This window comes from Collinsella aerofaciens (assembly GCF_015552075.1).
GTDB classification, from domain to species: domain Bacteria; phylum Actinomycetota; class Coriobacteriia; order Coriobacteriales; family Coriobacteriaceae; genus Collinsella; species Collinsella aerofaciens_Y.
On record NZ_JADNDZ010000087.1, the window covers coordinates 23,875 to 48,509 of the forward strand.

The 24,635-nt window shown below is 59.8% G+C and carries 21 protein-coding genes and 1 riboswitch; of the genes, 7 read left to right on the top strand and 14 right to left on the bottom strand.

Annotated elements, in window-relative coordinates:
* Positions 1-12: 12 nt before the first annotated feature.
* The 7 genes from I2D41_RS06570 to I2D41_RS06600 form a co-directional block, all read right to left on the bottom strand.
* Positions 13-990, bottom strand: a complete 978-nt coding sequence (locus I2D41_RS06570) for an ATP-binding protein (RefSeq protein ID WP_229042214.1) — start codon at positions 988-990, stop codon at positions 13-15.
* Between the two features lie 267 nt (positions 991-1,257).
* Positions 1,258-1,857, bottom strand: a complete 600-nt coding sequence (locus I2D41_RS06575; protein WP_117820871.1) for a tRNA (cytidine(34)-2'-O)-methyltransferase — start codon at positions 1,855-1,857, stop codon at positions 1,258-1,260.
* Between the two features lie 95 nt (positions 1,858-1,952).
* Positions 1,953-3,083 (bottom strand): GTP-binding protein, encoded by a 1,131-nt coding sequence (locus I2D41_RS06580; RefSeq protein ID WP_117635529.1) that lies wholly within the window; start codon positions 3,081-3,083, stop codon positions 1,953-1,955.
* An 86-nt stretch (positions 3,084-3,169) separates the two neighbouring features.
* On the bottom strand, positions 3,170-3,511 hold the full coding sequence (locus I2D41_RS06585) for an arsenate reductase family protein (RefSeq protein WP_117769844.1): 342 nt from the start codon (positions 3,509-3,511) through the stop codon (positions 3,170-3,172).
* 11 nt (positions 3,512-3,522) lie between these two features.
* Positions 3,523-4,146: a flavodoxin family protein gene (locus I2D41_RS06590; RefSeq protein WP_195363963.1), complete on the bottom strand. Its 624-nt coding sequence runs from the start codon at positions 4,144-4,146 to the stop codon at positions 3,523-3,525.
* 74 nt (positions 4,147-4,220) lie between these two features.
* Positions 4,221-5,750 (bottom strand): diguanylate cyclase domain-containing protein, encoded by a 1,530-nt coding sequence (locus I2D41_RS06595; RefSeq protein ID WP_195363964.1) that lies wholly within the window; start codon positions 5,748-5,750, stop codon positions 4,221-4,223.
* 127 nt (positions 5,751-5,877) lie between these two features.
* Positions 5,878-8,595 (bottom strand): bifunctional diguanylate cyclase/phosphodiesterase, encoded by a 2,718-nt coding sequence (locus I2D41_RS06600; RefSeq protein ID WP_195363965.1) that lies wholly within the window; start codon positions 8,593-8,595, stop codon positions 5,878-5,880.
* Positions 8,596-8,919: 324 nt separating this feature from the next.
* Here I2D41_RS06600 and I2D41_RS06605 point away from each other — a divergent pair, with 324 nt between their 5' ends.
* Complete coding sequence (locus I2D41_RS06605) at positions 8,920-9,789, top strand: patatin-like phospholipase family protein (protein WP_195363966.1); 870 nt, start codon at positions 8,920-8,922, stop codon at positions 9,787-9,789.
* Between the two features lie 112 nt (positions 9,790-9,901).
* Here I2D41_RS06605 and I2D41_RS06610 read toward each other — a convergent pair whose 3' ends face one another.
* Genes I2D41_RS06610 through thiM form a run of 3 tightly spaced genes read right to left on the bottom strand, consistent with a single transcriptional unit; the run spans position 9,902 to position 11,778 of the window.
* On the bottom strand, positions 9,902-10,597 hold the full coding sequence (locus tag I2D41_RS06610; RefSeq protein ID WP_006234517.1) for a thiamine phosphate synthase: 696 nt from the start codon (positions 10,595-10,597) through the stop codon (positions 9,902-9,904).
* Complete coding sequence (locus I2D41_RS06615; protein ID WP_225093307.1) at positions 10,594-10,935, bottom strand: thiamine-binding protein; 342 nt, start codon at positions 10,933-10,935, stop codon at positions 10,594-10,596. The genes I2D41_RS06610 and I2D41_RS06615 overlap by 4 nt, the downstream gene beginning before the upstream one ends.
* Before the next feature lie 3 nt (positions 10,936-10,938).
* Positions 10,939-11,778: a hydroxyethylthiazole kinase gene (gene thiM / locus I2D41_RS06620; protein WP_271741668.1), complete on the bottom strand. Its 840-nt coding sequence runs from the start codon at positions 11,776-11,778 to the stop codon at positions 10,939-10,941.
* A gap of 51 nt (positions 11,779-11,829) precedes the next feature.
* Positions 11,830-11,940, bottom strand: a riboswitch (TPP riboswitch).
* Between the two features lie 93 nt (positions 11,941-12,033).
* Between thiM and I2D41_RS06625 the strand changes: the two genes are divergently transcribed.
* The 4 genes from I2D41_RS06625 (at position 12,034) to I2D41_RS06640 (ending at position 16,595) form a co-directional block, all read left to right on the top strand.
* Positions 12,034-12,942, top strand: a complete 909-nt coding sequence (locus tag I2D41_RS06625; protein WP_118081348.1) for an HAD-IIB family hydrolase — start codon at positions 12,034-12,036, stop codon at positions 12,940-12,942.
* A gap of 10 nt (positions 12,943-12,952) precedes the next feature.
* Entirely contained in the window at positions 12,953-13,849 is an 897-nt protein-coding gene (locus I2D41_RS06630; protein ID WP_118081346.1) for a LysR family transcriptional regulator, read from the top strand.
* 155 nt (positions 13,850-14,004) lie between these two features.
* Complete coding sequence (locus I2D41_RS06635) at positions 14,005-15,138, top strand: 5-methyltetrahydropteroyltriglutamate--homocysteine S-methyltransferase (protein WP_118081344.1); 1,134 nt, start codon at positions 14,005-14,007, stop codon at positions 15,136-15,138.
* A 122-nt stretch (positions 15,139-15,260) separates the two neighbouring features.
* Positions 15,261-16,595: a uracil-xanthine permease family protein gene (locus I2D41_RS06640; RefSeq protein WP_195363967.1), complete on the top strand. Its 1,335-nt coding sequence runs from the start codon at positions 15,261-15,263 to the stop codon at positions 16,593-16,595.
* A 61-nt stretch (positions 16,596-16,656) separates the two neighbouring features.
* On the opposite strand, the gene I2D41_RS06645 is transcribed toward I2D41_RS06640, so the two are convergent.
* The 4 genes from I2D41_RS06645 to I2D41_RS06660 form a co-directional block, all read right to left on the bottom strand.
* Complete coding sequence (locus tag I2D41_RS06645) at positions 16,657-17,322, bottom strand: alpha/beta hydrolase (protein ID WP_195363968.1); 666 nt, start codon at positions 17,320-17,322, stop codon at positions 16,657-16,659.
* Between the two features lie 208 nt (positions 17,323-17,530).
* Entirely contained in the window at positions 17,531-19,315 is a 1,785-nt protein-coding gene (locus I2D41_RS06650; RefSeq protein WP_195363969.1) for a carbohydrate-binding domain-containing protein, read from the bottom strand.
* A gap of 271 nt (positions 19,316-19,586) precedes the next feature.
* Positions 19,587-21,353, bottom strand: coding sequence for an LPXTG cell wall anchor domain-containing protein (locus I2D41_RS06655; protein WP_195363970.1), 1,767 nt, complete (start codon positions 21,351-21,353; stop codon positions 19,587-19,589).
* A 207-nt stretch (positions 21,354-21,560) separates the two neighbouring features.
* Complete coding sequence (locus I2D41_RS06660) at positions 21,561-22,871, bottom strand: NCS2 family permease (protein WP_138341126.1); 1,311 nt, start codon at positions 22,869-22,871, stop codon at positions 21,561-21,563.
* A 193-nt stretch (positions 22,872-23,064) separates the two neighbouring features.
* Between I2D41_RS06660 and I2D41_RS06665 the strand changes: the two genes are divergently transcribed.
* Positions 23,065-23,484 (top strand): peptide deformylase, encoded by a 420-nt coding sequence (locus I2D41_RS06665; protein WP_117746174.1) that lies wholly within the window; start codon positions 23,065-23,067, stop codon positions 23,482-23,484.
* A 131-nt stretch (positions 23,485-23,615) separates the two neighbouring features.
* A complete protein-coding gene (gene bsh / locus I2D41_RS06670) occupies positions 23,616-24,581 on the top strand; it encodes a choloylglycine hydrolase (protein ID WP_195363971.1) in 966 nt (321 codons plus the stop codon).
* The last annotated feature ends 54 nt before the right edge of the window (positions 24,582-24,635 follow it).

Genomic DNA, 24,635 nt, shown 5'->3' on the forward strand with positions numbered 1-24,635 from the left:
CCTCATTGATGCCTATTTCACGCACTGAGCGGCGAGATAGTCGCGGAAGAATGGCAATTCAAAAGCGACGATTCCGCGCCCGCGTTCTCCAATGATGCCGGCATCTATCATGCGGCGTCGGTAGCGGGAGACCTGCTGCGGCGAACGCTTAAGGCGCTCGACAAGGTCAGCGGTGGTGGACTCTTCCTCGTCATCGAGCATGGCGATGAGGAATCGCTTGTCCTCTGCAGTGAGTTCCCGATAGGTTGCCGCAAGGATTCGGTCGTCCATCTCGTCACGCGCGATTTTGATTCCCAGGTCAAAGTCGCGTGACGAGATTTCCTTCGAATCGCTTGTGAGATCCCAGGCACGGTAGCCTACGAGTTGCAATAGGAAGGGAAAACCAGAGATCGAGCGAACGGCTCTATCGATTCCCTCAGCATCTGCCAGGCGATCGTTTTCCTGAATTGTGCGAATCAAGGCCTCGCGTACGTCATAGTCGGCAATGCGACCCAGATGATATTGTTGGGCGCGGCGAAGGAACGAGACCGTCTTGTGGTTCAGCAACGTCGAGACGTTGTTGGGAAGTCCCGCCATGAGCAGGGCGACGCGTTTCCCATCGGTCACAAAGTGCTGATACGTCGCTGCAAGCTGAATCATCTCGTCGAGTGTCGGGTCCACCTCGTCAACCGTGACGAGCAGACCGGTGCCCGCCTCGTTGAGCTGGTCGATGATGTCGCTCATGCGATAACGCCAGGTTGAGGCATCGTGAACGCGATTGACCTCGATGCTGCCGAGCGGTGCAATTCCGAGGCCGGTGACTTCGAAGTGGGTGGACGAGTCGATGAGATGGGCTGCGGCACGTTTCGTCCCGAGCTCGATTTCCTCAAGCATTCCCGGGAGCGCGGTCGTCTTTACGGCTATCCAGCCGTGGGATTCCGCCCTTGTCGCGAGCGACGACATGAGAGCGGTTTTACCGGTTCCACGCGCGCCCGAGAAGATCGAGGTCAATTCTGGGCGCCTGCGCTGGCTCAAGAAGGCACGGTCCAAATCCCGAATAATCTGTTGTCTGCCAGCGAGATGGGCAGGAACCTCACCAAAACTAGGGGTAAACGGGTTTTCGAGGTATTTCACAAGGCTCTCCTTTCACACCGCCGTTTAACTTCATTTTACTTTAGTTAATTCTGATTAAAAATGAGGGCTCTTTATCTAGAGCATCAATTAGGCGTGCGTGCCATCGGCGTGGCGCTTGAATGTAACAAAGGGAAAGTTCCTTTGTCACATTCCCGGAAAGCCTGTTTGGCGCAGAGCCTCGTAGAGGACGATGGCGGCGCTGTTGGAGAGGTTGAGTGCGCTGATGCGGTAGTCGTTCGGATTGACGAAGTTGCCGCAGATGTCCTGTTGAAGGATGGCCTCGTGGCTGTCCTCGGTATGCCCCAGCGATTCCTCGTGGGTTTCCCAGGCCTCGGCGTTGTCAAGCGAATCGCAATCGCGCAGCATCGGGATGCGCTCGCAGCACGTGGGCGCTGCAGCGAGTAGCTCCTCGGGAATGCCCGAGCTCTCGCTGCCAAAGACCAAGTAGTCGCCATCGCGGTAGGTACTCTGCGCATAGGTGCGGCGTGCCTTTTTGGTCAGCAGATGCAGGCGTTCGTCGGCAGGGGAGAGGTCATTGCGCGCAAGGAAGTCCTCCCAGCCGGCATAGGTCGTCACGTCCAAGTTTTGCCAGTAGCCCAGGCCGGCGCGACGTACCGTCTTGTCGTCGAGCGAAAACCCCAGCGGCTCCACCAGATGCAGGCGGGTGCCGGTAACCACGCAGGTGCGGCCGATATTGCCCGTATTGGCCGGAATCTCGGGCGCATACAGCACAATGTTGAACATGAATCTCCTTGGCTCAGAACGAAAAACCACCACGAAGGGCACCTTCGTGGTGGTTTGGCAGTTACATAGGCGGAAAAATGCCCGCTTGGATAAACCTAGGCGCGGTGCCAGTCGGTCAGGCAGGCATCGAGGGAGGCGATGAGCGCGTCCTTGTCCATGTGACGGCCGATGATGCACAGGCTCGTCATGCGGTCGCCCGTCTCGTCGTCCCAAATTTGCATGATCTCGGGGTTCTCGTCGATGATCTTCTGCTTCTCGCCCTCGGGCGCGGAGTCAACGAACAGGCCGTTCTCCATCAGGCGCATCTGGTGGCCGGCCTGCTCAAACATGTAGCACATGTCCGGATCGCCGGTCTGCCACAGCGGACCCTTGACGCGGATGACCTCGTCGGGCCACTCCTGCTCAACAAAATCAGTGAACTTCTGCAGGTCAAACGGCTTGCGGCGCGAGTACACAAAGGTCTCGATGTCGTACTCGAGCACTTCGGGGTCGTCGTGCTCCTCGGGATGCTCCATGGCCTCGATCCAGGCGGCGGAGTTGTAGGCGCGCATAAAGTCGAAGCGGTCGGTATCGAGCAGCTCCTCCATGGGGACCTCGCCGTTTTGGGCCTCGACGATCACGGCGTCCTTCTGCAGGCTGCGCACGATGGCCTTGAGCTCGGCGATCTGCTCGGGCGTCACGGTATCGGTCTTGTTAAGGATCAGCGTGGAGCAGAACTCGATTTGCTGGATGAGCAGGCTTTCGATGTCGTCCTCGTCGATATCCTCAGCCAGCAGGTCGCGACCGCCGTTGAACTCGTCGTACATGCGGGCGCAGTCGACCACGGCCACGATGTTGTCGAGCGCGAGCTTGGGCTCGCCGCCCACCTTGGCCTCGTCGCAGAAGCTCGAGATGGTGTAGGCGATGGGGATAGGCTCGCAAATACCCGATGCCTCGATGATGATGTAGTCGAACTTGCCCGAATCGGCAATGCCCTGCAGCTGGTTGGCCAGGTCGTCCGAAAGCGTGCAGCAGATGCAGCCGTTGGTGAGCGGGATGAGGTCGTCGGTCTCGGAAAGGCCGCCGTCGGCGATAAGACTGGCGTCGACATTGATCTCGCCGATATCGTTGACGATCACGGCGGCGCGGATGCCGCCGTCGTTAGCGAGGATGTGGTTGAGCAGCGTGGTCTTGCCGGCACCGAGGTATCCGGTAAGCATGATGATCTTCACGGGTTTGTTGGGCATGTGCCCTCCTTTGTTAGACATGGCTTACAGTTGAATCTTATGCCAAACGCCTGCTCTTATACCCACGCGCCGGCAAATAACACAGGCTACTCCCAGGCTCCCCATACATCGGGGCAATAACCGACGGTGGCCTTTTTGCCGTTGCGCACGATGGGTTCGGCTAGAACCTGCTGGTTTTCGAGCAGTTTGTCGAAGCGCTGGCTAGGGGTAAGGTGCTGGATGAGCGCGAGCGTCTCCTCGTCCTTGGCCTTGGGGTTGAGCAGCTTGTCGATGCCGCCGACCGCCTGCATCACGCTCGTGAGCTCGCCCTTGCTCATCTCCTTTTCCCTAAGGTCAATAAACTGCACCTTAATGCGGCGCTCCTTAAAATAGCGCTGGGCCTTCTTGGTATCGAAAGACTTTTTGGTTCCAAAAATCTGGATATTCATGCTCCGCCGCTCTATCGAATGAAGTTGGTCGTTGCTCGATCTGCCTCGGGTGCGTTGATACCGGCGGCCTGTCCTGCCTCGATACAGCGCAGGAGCCAGGCCATGTTTTTGCCGATGTTTCGCATGGTGGCCAGGCCCTCGGCGTCCTGGGTGGCCTCGCCCGGCATGGCACCAAAGACGTTGTTCCAGTACGTGGAGGCCACCACGGGCATCTGGTTGATAGTGAAGTACTTGTTGAGTACATCGAAGGTGGTCGACGTGCCGCCACGGCGGGCGACGGCGACCGCGGCACCCGGCTTGTGCGCAAAGGCCTTGCTGCCAGCATAGAATGCGCGGTCGAGAGCCGAGAGGATGCGTCCGCTGGGATGCGCATAGTAGACGGGGGAGCCAAAGACAAAGCCATCTGCCTGCTCGGCGGCAGCGATCAGCTCGTTCACCACGTCGTCGTCAAAGGTGCAGCGGCAATCGAGCTTGCCGCACTGGCCACAGCCAATGCAGTCGCGAATGGGCTTGGCGCCCAGCTGGAACACCTCGGTATCGATACCCTCGGCGTTGAGTTGCTCGGCGACTTCGGCGAGTGCGCGGGCGGTGTTGCCGTTTGCCTTGGGACCGCCATTGACCAAAAGAACCTTCATCACAAACTCCCTCTGCTGTTGGTGACTTCTGCAGAGGATTATCGCACGATGGGGGAGGCGGTGCGGGCGCGGTGCTAATCCAGTTTGGTACCTGGAACCTGCACGGCTTTACCGAGCAACGCTTTGAGCTCGTTCAAAATGGAAACGGGCTGTCGGTCAACGCTGTTCAGATGGAGCGTGGCCACGCGAATGGGCGGCTGATATTCAAGCGAGCCGATGAGCACGGGAGAACCCAGGAATCGTTCGATTTCGTTTGCGAGCTCGTCGATTGCCTCGGGGCCGAGCTCATCGAAAAGCGCCACGAACATTGGTCCCGTCGAGCGGAACAGGCGACCCTTGCCGCGCGAACAATCCATGAGGCAGGCGGCACTTTCGGCGAGCACGCGGTCGCCTGCATCGAATCCAAAGCGGGCATTGACTTCGGCGATATCGTCGACCTTAATGGCAATAAAGCCTGCCTCGCGCGCCACGCGGCGCATCTCTCCAATAGCGTTGACCAGCGCGTGGACATCGCCCAGGCCCGTTACCGAGTCGGTCGTATCTGCCAAGCTTCGGTTGATGATAGTGCCCACATACATGCTGGGCTCGGTATCGGTGCCGTCCAAGCGGTAACCTGTGCAGTCGCAAAGCACGTATTTTCCGGTGGCATCCATTACGCGATACTGCATGTAGTGGAAGTGCCACGTGCCGTTTATCACCATGTCGAGCTCGGCGCGTACGTTGTCGCGGTCCTCGGGATGAACGCGGGCGAGCCACATGTCGAGTGAGTTAAAGGGGTGCTGGGAGGGCAGGTCAAAATCGCGCACGGCGTTAACCGACCATTGCGATTCTCCCCTATCGAGGTTAAGGATGAACGGATAGCGCGTCTCGGAGCTCATGGAGATCGCTTGGAACACCCGGTCGTTGCGGGGAAGCTGATCGACGATTGGGCGTTGTGGTGCGTCATTGTCTTTCGGTTGCTGTACACGATGCATAAGCTTATAGCGATACATCTTGCGATCGGCATCCATCGTCATCTGGCGACGCGTGTCGCCGGCAAGTGGATCGACGCGCGAGCAGCCAAAGCTAAAGCTGGCGATCATGGGCGCCTTGCCACTTGAGCTCGCCTCGATCAGCCCGGCACGTACCCGCTCCAAGCGCTGCTCGAGTTCGGTCTCGTTTGCGGAGAGCGAGATGAGCACAAACTCGTCTCCACCGATGCGGAACAGCATCTCATCGTGCTCCATGGTTTCGGAGAGCGTGCGGCAGATGCTCAGAATATAGCGATTGCCTTCGGCGTGGCCAAACCTATCATTGCAATGTTTGAGATGGTCGATGTCAATATAGGCGCAGGTGAAGGGGTCACCTTTGTGCCAGAGTTGCTCGACGTGACGGTCGAGTCCGCCGCGGTTGCCCAAGTTGGTGAGCGGGTCGATATAGGCGTTGCTCTCAAGCAGCCGGCGCTCTTGTTGCAGGATGGCATGCGTCTTTTGCAGTTGCTCGCCAACGGCGCGCAGCTCAGCAGGCAGCGCGGCAACATCGAGTTCGGCGGTCGAGATGCCATTCGCAAGTCGCTGAAGATAGGCAATAATCGATTGCTCACCCAGGCGATATGACTCGTTCATGATGGATAACCTCCTTGGGCGGAACAACGGTTTGTATCATATCCCCAATTCGGTTTGAATTGGGGTAATAAGTTAGCTAATGGAGACAAATGCCCCCTTCGACGGTGGCGTTTTGCGCGCGAGCGTATCAGTTGTTATTGCCACCATCGAGCAATGCCTCAAAATCCTTCGCCGGCATGGGGCGGTAGTAGAGGAAGCCCTGAGCGTAGCGGGCACCCATGTGGCGTAGCATGTTCGCCTGCTCATCTGTCTCGACGCCTTCGATTACAATGGGCAGATGGAGCGACTGCGCCATCTCGAGCATCGATGACACGATCTGCGCGCTGCGGCCTTGATTGCGGTCGGTGGGCACAAAGGTGCGGTCGAGCTTGATGACGTCGACGTTGACGTTCTTGAGCATCGCGAGCGTGGACTGACCGGTGCCAAAATCGTCCATATAGGTCGAGAAGCCGCGGGTGTGCAAGTCGGCTGTCAGTTTGTCCACGGCTTCGGACTCTCCCGTATAAGCCGTCTCGGTGATCTCGATGCGCATGAGCTCGGGCGGCAGGTTGTATTGGGCGGCAAGCGCCCCCATATGCTCGGCAACGTCGCAGGCAAGAATGTCCACGCGAGACACATTAAGCGAGACCGGAACCACGCGAAGACCGCGATCGAGACACCCGCGAAGCCATATGGCGACACCCTGCCAAATGTACTTGTCGAGCGTCACCACAAAGCCGCTTTCCTCGAGTGCGGGAATAAACGTTGCGGGCGAAATGAGAGAGCCGTCCTTGTCAATCCAGCGCGTAAGTGCCTCGGCGCCAATGATCTCGCCGGTTTCCATATCGACCTGGGGCTGCAGGTAGTACGTGATGCGGCCATTTGAGAGCGCGTACTGGAACTCGGTCAGCGTGCGGTGGAACGCAATCTCGTGTTCATATTCTTCGGGGCGGAAAATAGCAATGCGCTCCTTGAAGTCGTTTTTGGCGCGTCGATTGGTAAACATGGCCTTTGCCTGCGCATCGATGGTGATCTCCTCATTGGAGTCGATGGGGTAAATGCCCATGGACGGCCAAAAACCTACGCCGTCATCATGCCTGGCTACTGCCTCGCGAACGCGGTTGTAGATTTGATGGACGGTGATGTGCTTAAAGGGGATGAGTACGCAAAAGTCATCTTGGCCCCAGTACCCTGCGACGCCCATATCGGCATTCTCGATGTCCTTGAGGACCGTGCCCACATCGGCGAGTACGCGGTCGCCCTCGGCCTGGCCGTGCCATTCATTAAACAGGCGCATGTGACCCATGTCGACGGTGGCGATGCACCAGGTGTCGTCGCGCCTTGCCTCGAGAAATGCGTTGGCGCGCCGCATAAACTCGCTGGGTCGATAGAGGCCCGTGAGCGAGTCGATACGTTCGGCGATGGCGCTTTTGCGCTCCGCCTCGGGTATGGGGAGGCTGTCGTTGGGAACAAGCCCGCCGGCCGTGCGAAGGCGACGGTCGAGTTCGCCTAAAACGGCGGTCGCTTGATGGGTTAAGTGCTCGTAAAAGGCCGGGACGACAAGGCAGACGGGAGTAATGGTGTCGCCTGCGATTTGAACAGGAGCGAAAACGGCCTCTTTAAGGTGGCGGGTCAGTTGCTCGAATGCCTCGTGGTCCAAGTCGTTGCTGAGCACGACGAACTGGACGCTTCGTGAACGGTAGACCCGGCTCCTGCCGCGGGTGATCGACAGCATGCGGCCTGCGTATTCGGCAAGCATGTTGTCGACAGCCTCGGCCCCGTAGAGCTCGTTGAGCTTTGTCGTGCCACGAACGCGCACCGCTATAAGCCCTGTCTCGCAACGATCGCGGCGGCAGGCATCGATAGCGTTGATCAGCATACGCTGCGTTCCGAGGCCCGTGGCGGCGTCGACGGTCTCGGCAAGTGAGTGGTTGACAAGTTCGCCGACATAGAGCGAGGGGGCATTTCCGTCGCCGTCGATGCGAAACCCGCGAGCACGGCAGAGAACGTAGTCACCCGCGGCATTGCGCATGCGGTACTGCATGACGCGGCGGTGTTTGGAGCCGTTAAAGATCTGGTTGATGTCGTTGGCGTAGGCCTCGAGGTCATCGGGATGGACACGCGTTTTCCAGAAATCGCGGCAGCTGTCTATGTGCTCCGAAGGAAGACCGAGATCGCGCAAGGCACCTTGCGACCAAAGGGTGCGGTCCTTGTCCAAGTTCTCGATAAAGAAATAGCGGCCTTCGTTGAGCATCGAAAAGGCGTCGAAAATACGGTCGCTTATTTCGAAGTCGTCGGTGTGGACTTGCGCGATATTACGTCGATCAAGATGCATGGCATGACGTAGCTTGTAGTCGTACATGCGATGGTCGGCATCGAGCGTCATGCGATTGGAGGCTTCGCCCAGGGCGGGGTCGGCGTGTGCCACTCCGTAGCTAAACGAGTGGGGCATCTCGGAATCGTTGTTTTTGAGCAGGATCGTTCGGCAGTGTTCCAGACGTTCGGCGAGGTCGTCCTCGGTCGCAATCGTAGATAGGATGGCAAACTCGTCGCCTCCCAGACGAAATGCCGCCTCGTCTACCTTCATATACAGCTTGAGATAAAGGCTTACCTGCAAGATATAGCGGTTGCCCTCGTCATGGCCAAAGACATCGTTGCAGTGCTTGAGATTGTCGATATCGATGAACGCCATGGTAACGGGAGCGTCCTGCTCCCAGAGCTCCTCGAGGGAACGGGCAAAGCCGCCGCGGTTGCCAAGTCCGGTAAGCTGGTCGGTAAAGGCGGTCCTAATCAGATCATCCTGACGCTCGAGAAGGTCGCGGACGGTCTTTTCGAGCGTTTCGGTGTAATGGCTGACAGTTTCCATGTTCTAAGCGGCTTTCTGAGGTCGGGGCGGATTGCGTCGGGCGAGCTCGTTGTGTACACGTATCGTTGTTCGGCGTTTTGCGTGCATCCAGGCCCCCGCCTTGCTGCGTTGTTGAGTTACTTTGCCGGCTAATGTTCGCTGTTGATAACAGCTGGGTAGTGTAAACAACAATACCCAATTATATATGGGTGCACATGCTGTGGGCGGCTATTGTTCGACAAGCGGTAGCGCGACGATGCGATGCTTGATAAAAATGCGACTGGAGCGGTATATGTTGACGGGTATACTTGTTCCGTTTGAATTTGCGGGGACGGAGATGGTCGCATGGCACAGTCAAATATGATGCGCACGGTGGGGCTGGCGCTCGAAGGAGGCGGCTACCGCGGTATGTATACGGCGGGCGTGCTCGACGTTTGGATGGAGCACGGTTTGACCTGCGACCATATGGTGGGTGTCTCGGCGGGCGCGGCGTTTGGCTACAACTTTAAATCGCGGCAGATTGGACGCGCCATTCGCTACAACAAGGCATATTGTGCCGATAAGCGCTATGCGGGTGTAGCAAGCTGGCTGCGGACTGGAGACATGTTCAATGCCGATTTTGCCTATCATGAGGTGCCCATCGAGCGCGATCCCATCGACCTGGAGGCATATCGCGCCTGCCCCATGCGGTTTACGTGCGTGTGTACCGATATCGAGACGGGCAAGGCCGTCTATCACGACCTGCCTTATGGCGATGAGCGCGATATCGAGTGGATCCGGGCGTCGTCGGCTATTCCTGTGGCGACGCGTCCCGTTGCTATTGACGGACATAAGTATCTGGATGGTGGCGTGGCTGATTCTATTCCCAGCGCATGGCTGTTTGCGCAGGGGTATGACCGAAACATCGTGGTACTCACGCAGCCGGCGGGCTTTGTGAAGCAGCCCAACAGCGTGATGCCCATGCTGCGGCGCGTGTTCCGTCACTACCCGGAGTTTGTCGCAGCGCTTGAGCATCGGCATGAGGTCTACAATGCCACGCTCGATGACTTAGCACGTCGCGAGGCTGCCGGCGAAATCTTTGTGGTGCGGCCGAGCGAATCGGTGAAGGTACCGTCGCTGTGCCGCGAGCCCGATGAACTCGAACGCATCTATCAGATCGGCCGCCGCGATGCGGAGGCAACCTTGCCGGCACTGGAGACATATCTGGCAGGGTAGAGGCTGCTGCCGCCATCTCGGCGGGAAGCGCATCCCGGAATGGAGGTCCAAACTGGGATGCGCTTTCCATCGCTGAAGATATGAGGCTGCGAATCGGCTGCTCGGCTTGAGCCTATGCCTGCTGCCAGGTATCGACGAGCTCCTTGGCGGCGGCGTAGGGGTCGTCGGCACTGCAGACGGCGCTCACCACAAAGAAGCCATCGACGCCGGTGGCCTTGAGCTGTGGCAGGTCGGCCGTCTTGACGCCGCCGCCCACCACGATGGGCACGGGGCTTGCCGCGTGGAGTGCGGCCAAGTCCTCAAAGCTCTTGGTGATGATAGAGCCGTCGGCCGCGCGTCCGCAGTCGCGCTTGGTCTCGGTCTCGTGGAGCGGGCCGATGCCCAGGTAGTCGACCAGGCTCATGTCGGCGGTCTTGACGTACTCGAGCATCTCCTCGCAACGGGCCGAAAGGCCCACAATGGCATCGGGGCCCAAAAGTTTGCGGCAGACCTCGACGGGAATATCGCTCTGGCCAACGTGCACGCCGTCGACAGCGATGCCCTGCTCGCGCGCGGCGAGTACGCAGTCCAGGCGGTCGTCGATCAGCAGGGCGACCTGACCGGTCTTGCCGGCCTGTGCGATTGCCTGCGCGGCGTCGCCCGTCAGCGCGATGATCTCGCGGGCACTTGCCACCTTGGAGCGCACCTGGATGCAGGTAAAGCCTGCGTCGAGCGCCTGGGCCACCACATCGCCCACGGGACGCCCGAGCGTGTTTTCGGGGCCGAGTACCAGATAGGCCGAGATATCAAGGTTGTCGCGGATGCTCATCGTGCTTCCTCCTGCTTTTTGATCTGTGCTTCCATGCGCTCGAGCTTGCCGGTCATGGTGTCGGTAAATCCGGGTCGAATATCGGCTTTGAGCACGACTTCGGTGCGGATGCCCTTGCTCGCCAATACAAAGGTTGCGTCGCGCACGACCTGCATGACCTCGTCCCAGTCACCCTCGATCTCGGTGAACATCGAGGTGGTGCGGTTGGGAAGGCCGCTCTCGCGAATGACGCGCACGACCTCGGCGACCTCGGCGGACAGTTCATCGCCGGTGCCGCACGGGGCGATGGCCACGGCGACGAGTGTGTTCATGCCGGCATTGGTTGCAGGCTCGGACATGGCTTATGCCTCCTCGAGCTCGAGTTGGTTATCGGCGATGTCCTGGGCGGTCGCGCGGTAGAGCTCGTCGATAAAGGCGACCTTAAAGCTTGCCGGGGCATCGGCGACGGCGGCGGCACGCGTGCCGGCAACGTTGTAGACGGCGGTGCCGCAGACGGCTGCCGTAAACGGGTCGGCGGCGCAGGCGTACACGGCCAGCACGCCGCCCTGCGAGCAGCCGCAGCCGGTGATCTTGGACATGAGCGGGCTGCCGCCGTGGGACTTGGCCACGGTCGTGCCGTCGGTAATCAGGTCGACTTCGCCCGAGACGACCACGGCGCCGCCGGTGTAGCGGGCGAGCGCCACGGCGGCATCGCGGGCGGCGTCGACCGTGTCGGTGGTATCGACGCCGCGTACGCGGCTCAGATCGGCCGCCTCGCCCTCAAGACCCCACAGGCCGGCGAGCGCAATGATCTCGGAGGCATTGCCGCGCACGATGGCGGGCTTGTACTGCTTGAGCTCGTTTACCAGCTGGGTGCGCAGGCTACCGATGCCCAGGCCCACCGGATCGAGCACCCAGGGCTTGCCGGCGTCGTGTGCCGCCTTGGCCGCTCGGGGAATCGTCTGCTCGTAGATGGGGAAGAGCGTGCCCATGTTGAGATAGATGGCGCCGCCGCCGGCAACGAGTGCCTCGCCTTCGTCGGGCAGATAGACCATGGCGGCCGATCCGCCCACGGCGAGCTGTGCGTTGGCGACAAAGTCGATCGTCACCGTGTTGGTGATGGAGCCGGCCATCGGATTGGTGGCGCGAATCTCCTCCACGGCCTTGACCATATGCTGCTTAAGCTGTTCCGAATCAATCACTGCACATGCCTCCTTGGCATAGAAAAGGGGCGCTGTGCATAGACAGCGCCCCTGTAAAGGCGGCATGCTCCCTACGCCAGCATTAACTGACAGGTTCAAAGGATTGGGCCCCATGCCCTCTCAGCCTTGTGGTTTGCACCGCCGGCACTCCCGCATCGAATCTGTTGTTCCCTATACTAGCGCACCTGCCAAAAAGGGACAGGTTTATTTTGGCAGGTCGTTACAATAGGTAGGACCGATACGAATGGGGGCCTTATGATTAAACTTGTGCTGACCGATATGGACGATACGCTGATTCCAGCCGGGCATGACGGCGCCAGCGACTACGCCATCGAGGGCATTCATGCCATGCAGGCGGCGGGTCTGCACTTTGGCCCGGTTTCGGGTCGCCAGCCGTCCGCGATGGGCTGGATGTTCCGCAATTGCGTCGAGTGCTTCTCGACCGGCGCGTTCTGCAACGGCCAGGTCATGTTTGTGGACGGCGAGGCGGTGGCCTCGCATGCGACCGACAACGATGCCCTGACGCGTCTGGCCGATTACCTCGAGCAAGAGACCGACGATACGTATCTGAAGGTCTACAGCCTGGGTGATGACTTTTGGGATAACGATGCCTATTGCGTGACGAACGACCCCGAGCGCGTACGCCGCGCCATGGAGTCGGGCGGCAACGCGTGGCTCAAGGGCGAAGAGGCCCCGTGCCGTCCTGTTGTCGATGATGCCCCGGTGTTTAAGGCGAATATTTGGAGTGCCCGTTCACGTGAGGAGCTCGTGGAGCTACGCGAGCGCGTTGCCGCCGAGGTGCCGGAGCTCTCGCTTGTGTTTCCCAACAACCGCGTGCGCCTGTTTGACATCCTTCCGGCCGGTTGGGACAAGGGCTGCGCTGCGCTGGAGCTGGCGCGCGCTTTGGGCCTGACGCCCGACGAGGTGGCCGTGTTCGGTGATTCCGATAACGATCTGCCCATGATCGATGCCGTTCCCAACTCCGTTGCAGTCGCCAATGCCAACGAGGCTGTCACGGCTGCCGCGCGCTGGCATATCGGCGCTGCGGCAGACGATGCGGTTGCCGGGGCTCTGCATCAGATTGCCGCCTGTGCCGCGACGGGGGAGATGCCGCCGTTTATGCGTCAGATGGATGCGACGGGTTTCGACGTCACGAACGTCTAGGGAGAAAGCTATGAAGCTTCAGCAGCTCAGGTATGTCGTCAAAGTTGCCGAATGCGGCAGCATCACCGAGGCCTCGCGCCGGCTTTTTGTGTCGCAGCCTTCGATTACTGCGTCGATCCGCGATCTCGAAAACGAGATGGGTGTGCACATCTTTGAGCGCACCAACAAGGGTGTCATTGTGTCCGAGGAGGGCGAGACCTTCTTGGGCTACGCGCGCCAGGTGCTCGACCAGGCGGATCTGCTCGAAGGCAAGTACAAGGGCGAGTCCGAGCAGGTGCCGCACTTTAGTGTGAGCTGCCAGCATTATTCCTTTGCCGTCAACGCGTTTGTCGATGTGATCCGTGAGTTCGATGCCGCGCGCTACGACTTTACCCTGCGCGAGGAGCAGACTCACGAGATTATCGAGGACGTCGCGCATATGAAAAGCGAACTAGGCATCTTGTACTTGTCCGAGCACAATCGCGAGGTCATCGAGCGCATGCTGGCGGCCAACGAGCTCGTGTTCGAAGAGCTCTTCTGCGCCACGCCGCACGTTTTTGTGTGCGCCGACCATCCGCTGGCGGGCCGCTCCAGCGTGACGCTCGAGGACCTGGAGGACTATCCCTTCCTGTCCTACGAGCAGGGCAGCTACAACTCGTTTTACTATTCCGAGGAACTGACCTCGACGTTTGAGCGCCGCAAGAACATCCGCGTGCGCGATCGCGCGACGCTGTTCAACCTGGCCATGGGCCTCAACGGCTACACGGTGTGTTCGGGCGTGATCAGCCACGAGCTCAACGGGCCGGGTATTATCTCCATTCCGCTCGATGTGGACGAGTACATGGAGATCGGCATCATCACGCGCAAAAATACGACGCTCACGCGCTACGGTCGGGCCTATATCGACGCGATCCGCCAACATATCTAGGCTGCTGCGTTCTGCACAGGTCAAATCTCTTTAAGGCAGCCCAAACTGATATAGGAAGCATCTATATCAAACTGTTATAAACATATATTATACGATGGCCATAGGAGCGCTCATACTCTGTCCCAGTAAAGCAACCAATTCAAAGGGAGATATCTATGAGCACTTCGATTCAACCGAACGCGCCGTTTCGCGCCGATATCGTCGGCAGTTTTCTTCGTCCTCAGGCCGTGAAGGACGCCCGTGCCGCCTACGCCGCGGGCACGCTTGATGACGACGGCCTTAAGGCCGTCGAGGACGATGCCATTCGCGATTTGGTGGCAAAGCAGAAGGCCGCCGGCCTGCAGGTCATCACCGATGGTGAGTTTCGCCGCAGCTACTGGCACCTCGATTTTATGTGGGGCCTTAACGGCATTGAACGCCGTACCTCGCGTACGGGTTATATGTTCCACGACGAGGAGACCACAGCCGACACCGCCGTGGTAACCGGCCCCATTAGCGGCGAGAACCATCCGTTCGTCGAACACTTTAAATTTGTCAAGGTGCTCGAGGGGGAGGGCCAGGTCGCGCGGCAAACCATTCCGGCGCCGATCCAGACGTTCTCCGAAGTCACGCTCGACCGCTGCGACGGCCAGCAGGAGAGCCTGCGCGCTGTCTATAAGACCGATGAGGAACTTGCCGACGCCATCGCAGCCGCTTATCGCACGGTGATCGCCGACCTGTACGCAGCAGGCTGCCGCAACATCCAGTTTGATGACTGCACCTGGGGCATCTACTGCGACACCGATTTTGTCGCCAAAACCGGCATGAGCCCGGTCGACCTGCAAAAGGTAAGCGAGCTGGGCGTGGCGCTCAACAATGCCGCCATCGCGGACAAGCCCGACGATCTGGTCATCAACACGCATGTGTGCCGCGGCAACTACCACTCCACCTATGCCTTCGAGGGCGGCTATGACCCCATCGCGCCGTACCTGTTCGCAAACGAGGATGTCGATGCATTTTACCTGGAGTTCGATACGCCGCGCGCCGGCGGTTTTGAGCCGCTCAAGTACGTTGCCCCGGGCAAGAAGGTCGTGCTGGGCTTGGTAACCACCAAGGCGGCAGAGCTCGAGAACGAGGATGTTATCGTCGAGCGCATCCGTGAAGCCGCAAAGTACGTGCCGCTCGAGAACCTGTATCTGTCGCCTCAGTGCGGCTTTGCCAGCTGCGAGATTGGCAACAAGCTGACCGAGGATGAGCAATGGGCAAAGATCGCGCTGGTCAAGCGCATTGCCGAGCGCGTTTGGAAATAGCGCTAGTGTTTGCAGGTGGCGGCGCGTGCGAGGCATAGTGTATCGCGTACAATGGTTCGGATCGTATCGTTCGGGCAGGTTATCCGATATGCCTGATCGCCCTTCCATTCGAAAGGACATCCATGTCCCAGTCCTCGACGCCCGCCGTCAGCGATGCCATCTACGACGCATCGTCGCTCGGCCGCCCGCGCATGTTTCTGCTCGGCCTACAGCACCTGTTTGCCATGTTTGGCGCCACCGTGCTGGTGCCCGTGCTCACCGGCCTCTCGGTATCGGCAACGCTTTTGTTTGCCGGCTTGGGCACGCTGCTGTTCCACTTCCTGTCGCGCGGTAAGGTGCCGGCATTTTTGGGCTCATCGTTTGCCTTTATTGCCGGTTATGCCGCAATCGCGCCCAACGGCGAGACCGAGCTTTTGCCCTACGCCTGCCTGGGCGTAGCTTGTGCCGGTCTGCTCTATCCGGTGCTGGCGGCGCTCTTCCGCGCGTTTGGCGCCAAGCGTGTCATGCGTTTCTTTCCGCCGGTGGTGACTGGCCCCATCGTCATTTCCATCGGCTTGATCCTGGCAAGTTCCGCTATTGCTAACTGCCAGACCAACTGGCTTGTGGCTGTCATTGGCGTTGCCGTTATCGTCATCTGCAACATCTGGGGCCGTGGCATGGTCAAGATCGTGCCGATTTTGCTGGGCGTTGTGGTGAGCTATGCCGTTGCGGCTGCGCTCGGCGAGGTTGATTTCTCGGGCGTTGCCGCCGCTCCGTGGGTCGGTCTGCCCATCGTGTGGGACAACACCGTGTTTGCACTCTTTGGGCCGCAGTTCGATAGCGGTCTTGCCACGACGGCCATCATCACCATCATGCCGCTGGCCTTCGCGACCATGATCGAGCATATCGGCGATATCTCTGCTATCGGTTCGACTTGCGAGTGCAACTACATTGCCGATCCCGGTCTGCATCGCACGCTGCTCGGCGACGGCCTTGCCACGATTCTGGCTTCGCTCTTTGGCGCTCCGGCCAACACTACGTATGGTGAGAACACCGGCGTGCTCGCCCTGACGCGCGTGTTCGACCCGCGCGTAATTCGAATTGCCGCGTGTTGCGCCATCGTGCTTTCGTTCTGCCCCAAGTTCGCGGCTGTCATTGCGGCCATGCCGGCGTGTGTGATCGGCGGTGTGTCGCTCGTGCTCTACGGCATGATCAGCGCTGTGGGCGTCCGCAACCTCATCGAGAACCAGGTCGATTTCCAGAACAACCGCAACGTGCTGGTTGCCGCGCTGGTGCTCGTGCTTTCGCTCGGCATCGCGTACAGCACCGCCGGCGCCATCGTGTTGGAGCTCGGCGGCGTGACGATTTCGCTGTCCGGCATTGCCGTGGGCTCACTGGTGGGCATTGTGCTCAACGCCATCCTGCCGGGTAACGACTTTGAGTTTGATGTCTCCGAGCTTGAGGAGGCTGCTGAGTAGCAGCTGCGTTCAGCTAAAACAAGATATGGTGCCCATGCGTATATGCGTGTGGGCACCATTTTTAATGTGTCAGTATCCAGTGGATGCCGCGGGCCATGCGTAAGTCGGTTTGGGCAAAGTGATTGCCGGGGTTGAGCTCCAGCGTTGTTGGAATGCCGCGCTCGACGAGCAACGCTTCCATCGCGCGTGTGTCGTCGAGTACATGCCGCATCATGCGGTTGGGCGTCTTGGTTTCCTTTTTGCCGAGTGACAGGTAGACGGCTTGCGGGCTGCCGGCAAAAGGGGCCGTGCTGGCACGGTCGACAAAGTCGGGAAACCATAGCGACCCCGATGCGCTCGCGGCGCGGTCAAAGGCGTCGGTTTGCCAGAGGGACCAAAGCGAAAATAGGCCTGCCAGCGAATAACCGGCAATGCCACGCCAAACAGGTGGCTGTGGGAGCGATGATTCGACTTTTGGGATTATTCGGTTCAGAAGTTCATCGAGAAATTCGGACGCCTGTCCGCCAAAGGGCTCGGCATCGCGCACGGTCCCGTCGCATTCCCAGGGACTCAGCTCGCGATTCCAATCGAGCCCGCCAATGGTGACGAGGGCGAATGGCGGACAGTCGAGCTCTCGGCAACACTTATAAACCTCGCTGCCGTCGCCCACGACCACAGGAAGGTAGATGACAGGCGCGCTTTCCGTATGATTCGAATAAACGGTTATCTGCTTTTGATGCGCTTCCATGACGGGCTTCTCTCAGCGTTGTGATATCGGCAGCCCCAATTGTCGCACGCTGGCACATACAGGTTGGGCTGCATTAAGAACAATCGCATGCGCACCGCGCGAGTGCGAACAGGAAAACGCCACCGCCGGAGGGGAGCTCGGCGATGGCGTCGTTAAACGGTGCTCGGGCTCGGGGCCTTCGCGGGAGCTGCCATGTGCGCAGAGGCGTCTAAGAACGCTTACGGCTCGCCATGGTGCCTGCGGCGATAGCGGCTGTTCCCGCAAGGACGGTTGCCACGATGGCCGCACCCGAGGTGTCGCCGGTTGCCGCGAGCACGCCGGTAGTCTTGGCTTTCGTGGTTGAAGCCGCAACGGCCTTGGTCGGCTTTGAGCCCTCAGGCTTGGGGTTCTGCTTGGACTCCGCGGGCTTGCTTTCTGCGGGCTTGGTCTCGTCGGGCTTGGGGTCTTCCGGCTTGGCTACCTCGGGAGGTGCGATGGTCGTACTTTTGGCGACTGCTTTGATATAGAGGGAGTCGACCGTGGCGTCGCCCGTGCCGATGGCTTGGCCTGCCTCGTAGATGCCGTCACGGAGCTTGCGATAGTCAATGACCTTGCCGCCTTCGGACGTCTGGATGGCGGCGTTCTCAATCTTGATGGTGCCGATTGTCTTGCCGTCAGCGCTCATGGCACGGGCAAAGATTGCCGCTGTATCTCCTTCGGCCGTTACCTTGCTGCGGATGATCGAAATGGCTGCGGGTGTGACGCCCTCGCTGGTCTGGGCGATGATGCCGATGTTCTCGCCTTGGGGTTCGCGCCTCGTCTCGCCATCTTGGTTTTCGCTGTAGGGGATGGGGCCGTCGCCGTTCTCGACATAGCGGGCTATGGCCTTGACAACGGAGTCGCTGATGTAGATGTGGCCGCCCTTCTCGTTGGGTCGATCGTTTCTGGTGGAGAATGCAGCCGAAACCTCGCCTTCCGCAAACGCGTCCACGGTGGAGCCGTTCTTGACGACGATGTCGTCCTGGTAGGTGAAGAGGGCGTTGGCGCCACCGTATCTGCCTTTACTTGCACGGACCGTCACGTTTGCATGATCGAGGGTGATGCCCTTGTGGGCATAGACGCCATATTCAACACCGTTTACGTTGAGGGAGGCGTTTGTGGCTGCGAGGCTGCCCTTGGCCTCGACGGCAGCGTCTTTCTCGGAGCTTGCCTTGACCTGGCTGCCGTCCGAGATGTTGATATTGCCGCCGCTCCAAAGGGCCTCACCATCGGCTGAGCTTGCCTCGACCGTCCCGCCACCCTTGATGGTGAGGTTCTTGTCGGCTCCAATACCCTTGTCCTTGGTAGCCCTGGCGGTGACGGCTCCGCTGTCGTCAATCGTGATATTGCCGTTTGCCCTGATGCCATCCGATGCACCCGTGGCGTTGACGTTGCCCGAACCTTTGATAGCGAGATCACCTCCGGCATTGATGGCATCAAACCCAGTGCTCGTGGCGTTGACGGATCCGGCTCCGTCGATGTTGATATTACCCGTGGAGAGGATAGCGTCCTCAGTAGATGTCACGCTGAGCGTGCCGCCCTCGTCGCCTTGGATATTGAGCTCGGCATTCTCGTTAGTGCCATGAGAAACGTTGATGCTTTCGATCCATTCGGCAGTGACGATGTTGGTCCCCGAGTAATTCACGTTGAGCTTGCCTGCGGCCTGGATCTCGCCGCCGTTATAGTTGTTGAGCTTCAAGTCGTCGGCGCCGTCCCACGACCAGGTACCGGCCTCGTCGCTCGCCGCGGTGTTGTACTTGTTGCCGCCGACCTTGACCCATTCCGCTGCGAGCGAGACGCTCGGCATGAGCAGCGAGCTCACCGTGAGCGCGCACACGGCGCCCACGACGATGCGGCGCGTCACGCGGCGCCAGCTGCCGTGCGCGAGTCCTATGCGATGGCGAACGTCGGGTTCGGCAACATGGGTTCCGGCGGTAGTGTCATTGCGTTTGGGGGTCGTGAACAAGGCTGCCATGGTTGCTCCCGTTCTCATAGGGCCTATACGACTAGATTCAGCGTATCTGCTGGATGTTGCCGGCGGTAGTGCCGTTTGGAGGGCAAAATGGCCAAAATTGGGGAGAAATAGGCCGCACGCCGGCGCAGGGACCGGCGCTAAAAGAAAAGCGCGGGGCCGCATGGCGACTCCGCGCTTTATTGTTCAGCTTTTGCAGCCTTGCCCTTACGCTACGAAGAAGTAGACGAGGAAGGCAAGGGCCGCGATCCACCCGTCCCGTGCGAAAAAGTGTTTACGAGCGCTTGCGGCTCACCACGGCGCCCGCGGCGATGGCGGCTGTTCCCGCAAGGGCGGCTGCCACGATGGCTGCGTTCGAGGCGTCGCCGGTTGCCGCGAGCTTGCCGGTGGTCTTGGCTCCCGTGGCTGCAACTGCAACGGTCTTGGTCGTCTTCGTGCCCTCGGACTTGGAACCCTCGGGCTTGGTCTCGCCGGGCTTCTCCTCGGGTTTGATCTCCTCGGGAGGCATGATGACCGTGCTCTTGGCGACAGCTTCGTTATAGGGGGAGTCGATCGTGGTGTCGCCCGTGCCGATGGTTTGACCCACCACGTAGAAGATGCCGTCATCGAGTTCTTCCTTGTTGCGATAGCCAATGATCTTGCCGCCTGTGGGCGTCTGTATGGGAGCGCCTTCGATCTCGATGGTGCCGATTGTCTCGCCGTCCGCGCTCACGGCAAGGGCGAAGATTGCCGCCGTGTCTCCCTCAGCTGTGACCTTACTGCGGACAATCGAGATGGTCGCGGGCGTGATGCCCTCCTTGGTCCGGGCAAAGATGCCGATGTTCACACCCCTATGCTCGGGAATGACCGCGCCGCTTTGGTCGTTGCTGTAGTGATCGGGGCCGTCGCTACCGGACTCGACATAGCGGGCTATAGCCTTGACAACGGAGTCACTAATGTAGATGTGACCACCCGCTTCGTTGGGGTAGTAGTTTCTGGTGGAGATTGCGGTCGAGAACTGGCCTTCTGCGAACGCATCCACGATCGAGCCGTTCTTGATGACGATGTCGTCCTCGTCGGTGAAGAGGGCGCTGGCTTCATCGTTCCCTGCGCTTGCACGGACCGTTACGGTTGCGCCATCGAACGTGATGCCCTTGTAGACATAGATGCCATACCCAACGCCACTTGCGTTGAGGGAAGCGTTCGTGACCGTGAGGCTGTTTTTACCGTCGATGGCGGCGTCTTCCTCGGAGCTTGCCTTGACCTGGCTGCCACCCGAGATCTCGATGTTGCCGTCGGCCCAAATCGCATTGTCTTTGATAGAGCTTGCCTCTACCTTGCCGCCGCCCTTTATGATGAGGTTCTCGTTAGCATCGATACCCTGATCCTCGGTGGCCTTGGCGGTGACGGTTCCGCTGTTGTCGATCGTGATGTTGCCGTCGGCCCTGATGCCATCCGAATCGCCCGTGGCGTTAACGTTTCCCGAGCCCTTGATGGTGACATCGCCCCCGGCATCGATGGCATCGTGCTCGGTGCTCGTGGCGTTGACAGTGCCAGCGCCGTCGATGTTGATGCTGCCGACGGAAGTGATGGCGTCACGAGAAGATGTCACGTTGAGCGTGCTGGACGCGTCGCCCTGAATATTAAGCTCGGCGTTCTCGTTCGCGCCATCCTTAACCTTGATGCCGCGGCCGTCGCCGTTAGTGACGATGTTGTCGCCCTCGTAGCTCACGTTGAGCTTGCCCGCTGCCTCGATCGCGCCGCCGTTATAGCCGTTGAGCTTCATATCGTCGGCGCCGTCCCAGGCCCAGGTGCCGGCCTCGTCGCCTGCTGCAGTGTTGTACTGAGTGCCGCCGACGTTGACCCACTCGGCCGCGAGCGAGACGCTCGGCATGAGCAGCGAGCTCACCGTAAGCGCGCATACGGCGCCTACAACGATGCGGCGCGTCACGCGGCGCCAGCTGCCGTGTGCGAGCAGCGTGCGACGGCGCACGTCGGGCTCGACAAAATGGGCTCCAGAGGTTTTGTCATTGCGCTTGGGGGTCGTGAACAAGGCGGCCATGGTTACTCCCATCCTCATAGGGCCTATGCGATTACGCCCAGCATATCTGCAGGATGAAGCCGGCGGTAGTGCCGTTTGGAGGGCAAAATGTCCAAAACTTGGGAAGCAATACATCGCGCGTCCGTGCGTTGCCTGGCTTTAAAAGAAAAGCGCGGAGCCGCTCGATGCGACTCCGCGCTTTGGTGTTCTGCTTTGGCAGCTTTGCCGCTACGCTACAAAGAAGTAGACGAGGAAGGCAAGGGCTGCGATCCACATGAGCGGCTTGATCTTGGAGGCCTCGCCCTTAAAGAGCGCGACGATCACGTAGGCGATAAAGCCCAGGCCGATTCCGGCAGAGATGGAGTAGGTGAAGGGCACGCCGGCGACAATCATGAACGCCGGGAAACCCTGCGACACGTCGGACCAGTCGATCTCGGAGGCCTCGCTCATCATGAGGTAGCCGACGTAGACCAGAGCACCGCAGGTGGCGGCGCTGGAAACGATGGTGACGATGGGGGAGAAGAACGCGGCGAGAATGAACAGCACGCCGGTGGTGACGGAGGTGAGGCCCGTGCGGCCACCGTCGGCGGCGCCAGAAGTGGACTCGACGAAGGTGGTGATGGAGGAGACACCCATGAAACCGCCCACAGCGGCGGCGGCGGAGTCGACGATTAGGATCTCCTTGATATTCTCGACGTTGCCGTCGTCGGTGAGGAACTCGCCCTGCTTGGCTACGGCCATCGCGGTGCCCATGGTGTCGAAGAAGTCACTCATGAGCAGCGAGAACGAGATGACGAGGAGCGCGGGGTCGGTAAGGACCTTGACGATGGCGGGCACGCCGCCGGCGTCGGCGATGGGGCCACCGATGCTCGAGAAGTCGAGCGGGGCGATGATACCGGTCGGAGCCTGGGTCACACCTAGGGGGATACCGGCGATGACGGCGACGACGATGCCGATGAGCAGCGAGCCGGGGACGTTGCGGCAGGCGAGGGCGACCGTCACCAGGATGGAGATGATGCCGACGATGAAGGTGGGGGAGGTGATGTCGCCCAGACCGACGAGTGTACCGGCGCCAGCGGTGATAATGCCGGCATCGCACAGGCCAATCATGGCGATAAACAGGCCCAGACCCACCGAGATGGCGTGACGCAGGACAACCGGGATGGCGTCCATGATGGCCTCGCGCAGGCCACAAAGCACGAGCAGCAAGATGACGATACCCTCGAGGAAGATAACGCTCATGGCCACGTGCCAGTCACCGCCGCAGACGGTGGTGGCGATTCCAGCGATCATCGCGTTGACGCCTAAGCCCGACGCGCAGGCGAGCGGGCGGTTGGCGAAGATGCCCATGCAGATGGTCATGATGCCGGCGCCCAGGCAGGTGGCGCAGGCGAGCGCTCCCGCATCGATGCCGGCGCCCGAGAGCACCGCGGGGTTGACGGCGATGATGTAGGCCATCGCCAGGAATGTTGTCAGTCCAGCGCGGAGTTCGGTCCCGATTGTGGACTTGCGCTCACTGACGTGAAATAGTTCGTCCATGCATACCCTTTCCTTGTTCGGCCCCGAGTTTAGGCCGATTGACACGAACTCACCCACTATATCGCCTTTGTGAAGTTGGTGTTCCTCGCATGTTGATGTTCGGCGGTTTGTAACGGACGGGCGGTATCTTTCGCATGAAATTGTGTAGGTACCGTATACTTAAGCGGTTACAACGACCCCTATGGAGGAACGTATGATTAAAGAGCTTTGCCACGACGAGGCTATCCTGTCCCAGCGTTGCGAGGTTGCGACTGTCGAGGACGAGTCGGTTGCTCAGGACCTGATCGATACCATCAAGTCGCTCGACGATGCCGGCTGCTTGGCCGCTAACCAGATTGGCGTTACCAAGAAGGTTTGCGTCTACCTGGACGATGCCGGCGAGCCCCACGTGCTCTACAACCCCCGTCTGGTGTTTGGCCTGGGCGCCAGCAAGATGGAGGAGAGCTGCCTGACGCACGAGGAGGTCACCAAGTCCACGCGCTATATCAAGTGCAAGGTCGCTTATGACGTGATCGTCGACGGCAAGATGCGCGAGCGCAAGCAGGACTTTGTGGGCTTCGAGGCGCAGATGATTCAACACATGATTGACCACTGTCTAGGAAAGTTGGTCTAAGGGGACCAAAGCACCGCACTTCGTCTCTTTTGGTCCGGGCGTGACATTGTTGTCATGTCCGGGCTTTTGTGTTTAGCGCCTTTTTGTTTGGTGACAATAACCTTAGCAGGAACGTAAAGCTAGGAGGCGCTATGTGTACGAGCATTCGATTTACCGATAATTCTGGCCACATGTATCTAGGCCGCAACCTCGACTGGAGCTTTGACTACGGCCAACAGGTTCGCGTGATGCCGCGCGGGTTCCACATTCCGTATTCGTTTATCGACGATGCGTCGGCGGCGCACGCGGTAATCGGCATGTGCATCGATTACGAGAACTACCCTATGTTTTTCGACTGCGGTAACGATGCGGGTCTGGCTGTGGCGGGGCTCAACTTCCCCGGCTATGCCGAGTATGCCGATGGCCCTGTCGACGGCAAGAACAATATCGCGGCCTATGAGTTTCCCCTGTGGGTGGCAGCGACGTTCTCGACGGTCGATGAGGTCGAGGCCGCGCTGCGCGACACGGTGATTGTCGCCAAATCTGCCGGAGAGGGGCTGGGCGTGTCACTGCTCCATTGGATTATCGGCGACAGCCAACGCAGCATCGTGGTCGAGATGATGGCTGACGGCCTGCATGTATACGACAATCCGGTCGACACCCTTGCCAATCAGCCGACTTTCCCGTGGCACATGGAAAACCTGCGCACCTATATCACGGCCACAAGCGATTTTCCGCAGACGGCGACATGGCGTGGCGCCGAGCTTAAGCCCTATGGAGCCGGTGCCGGCATGCGCGGCATTCCGGGCGATTGCTATTCGCCGAGCCGTTTTGTAAAGGCGGCGTACCTCAATGCCAATTACCCACAAAAGGAGAGCGAGACCGAAAACGTCGTTCGCATGTTCCGCTCGCTCGAGGGCGTGGTGATGATCGAGGGAGCGTCCAGGATGGGCGATGGCAAGTTCGAGAAGACTATCTACACCGGATGCTTTAGCGCGCGCACGGGCAATTATTACTACGCGATGTATGGGGATCCGTCGATTCGCTACGTGAGCCTGATGGATGCCGAGGGCGCGAGCCCCGATAGGCTCGTGGTTCCCGAGCCGCGTCGTTCGTAGCTCACTGGTCCGTTGCGACATAAAACGGCCTCGCACCTCTTATGAGATGCGAGG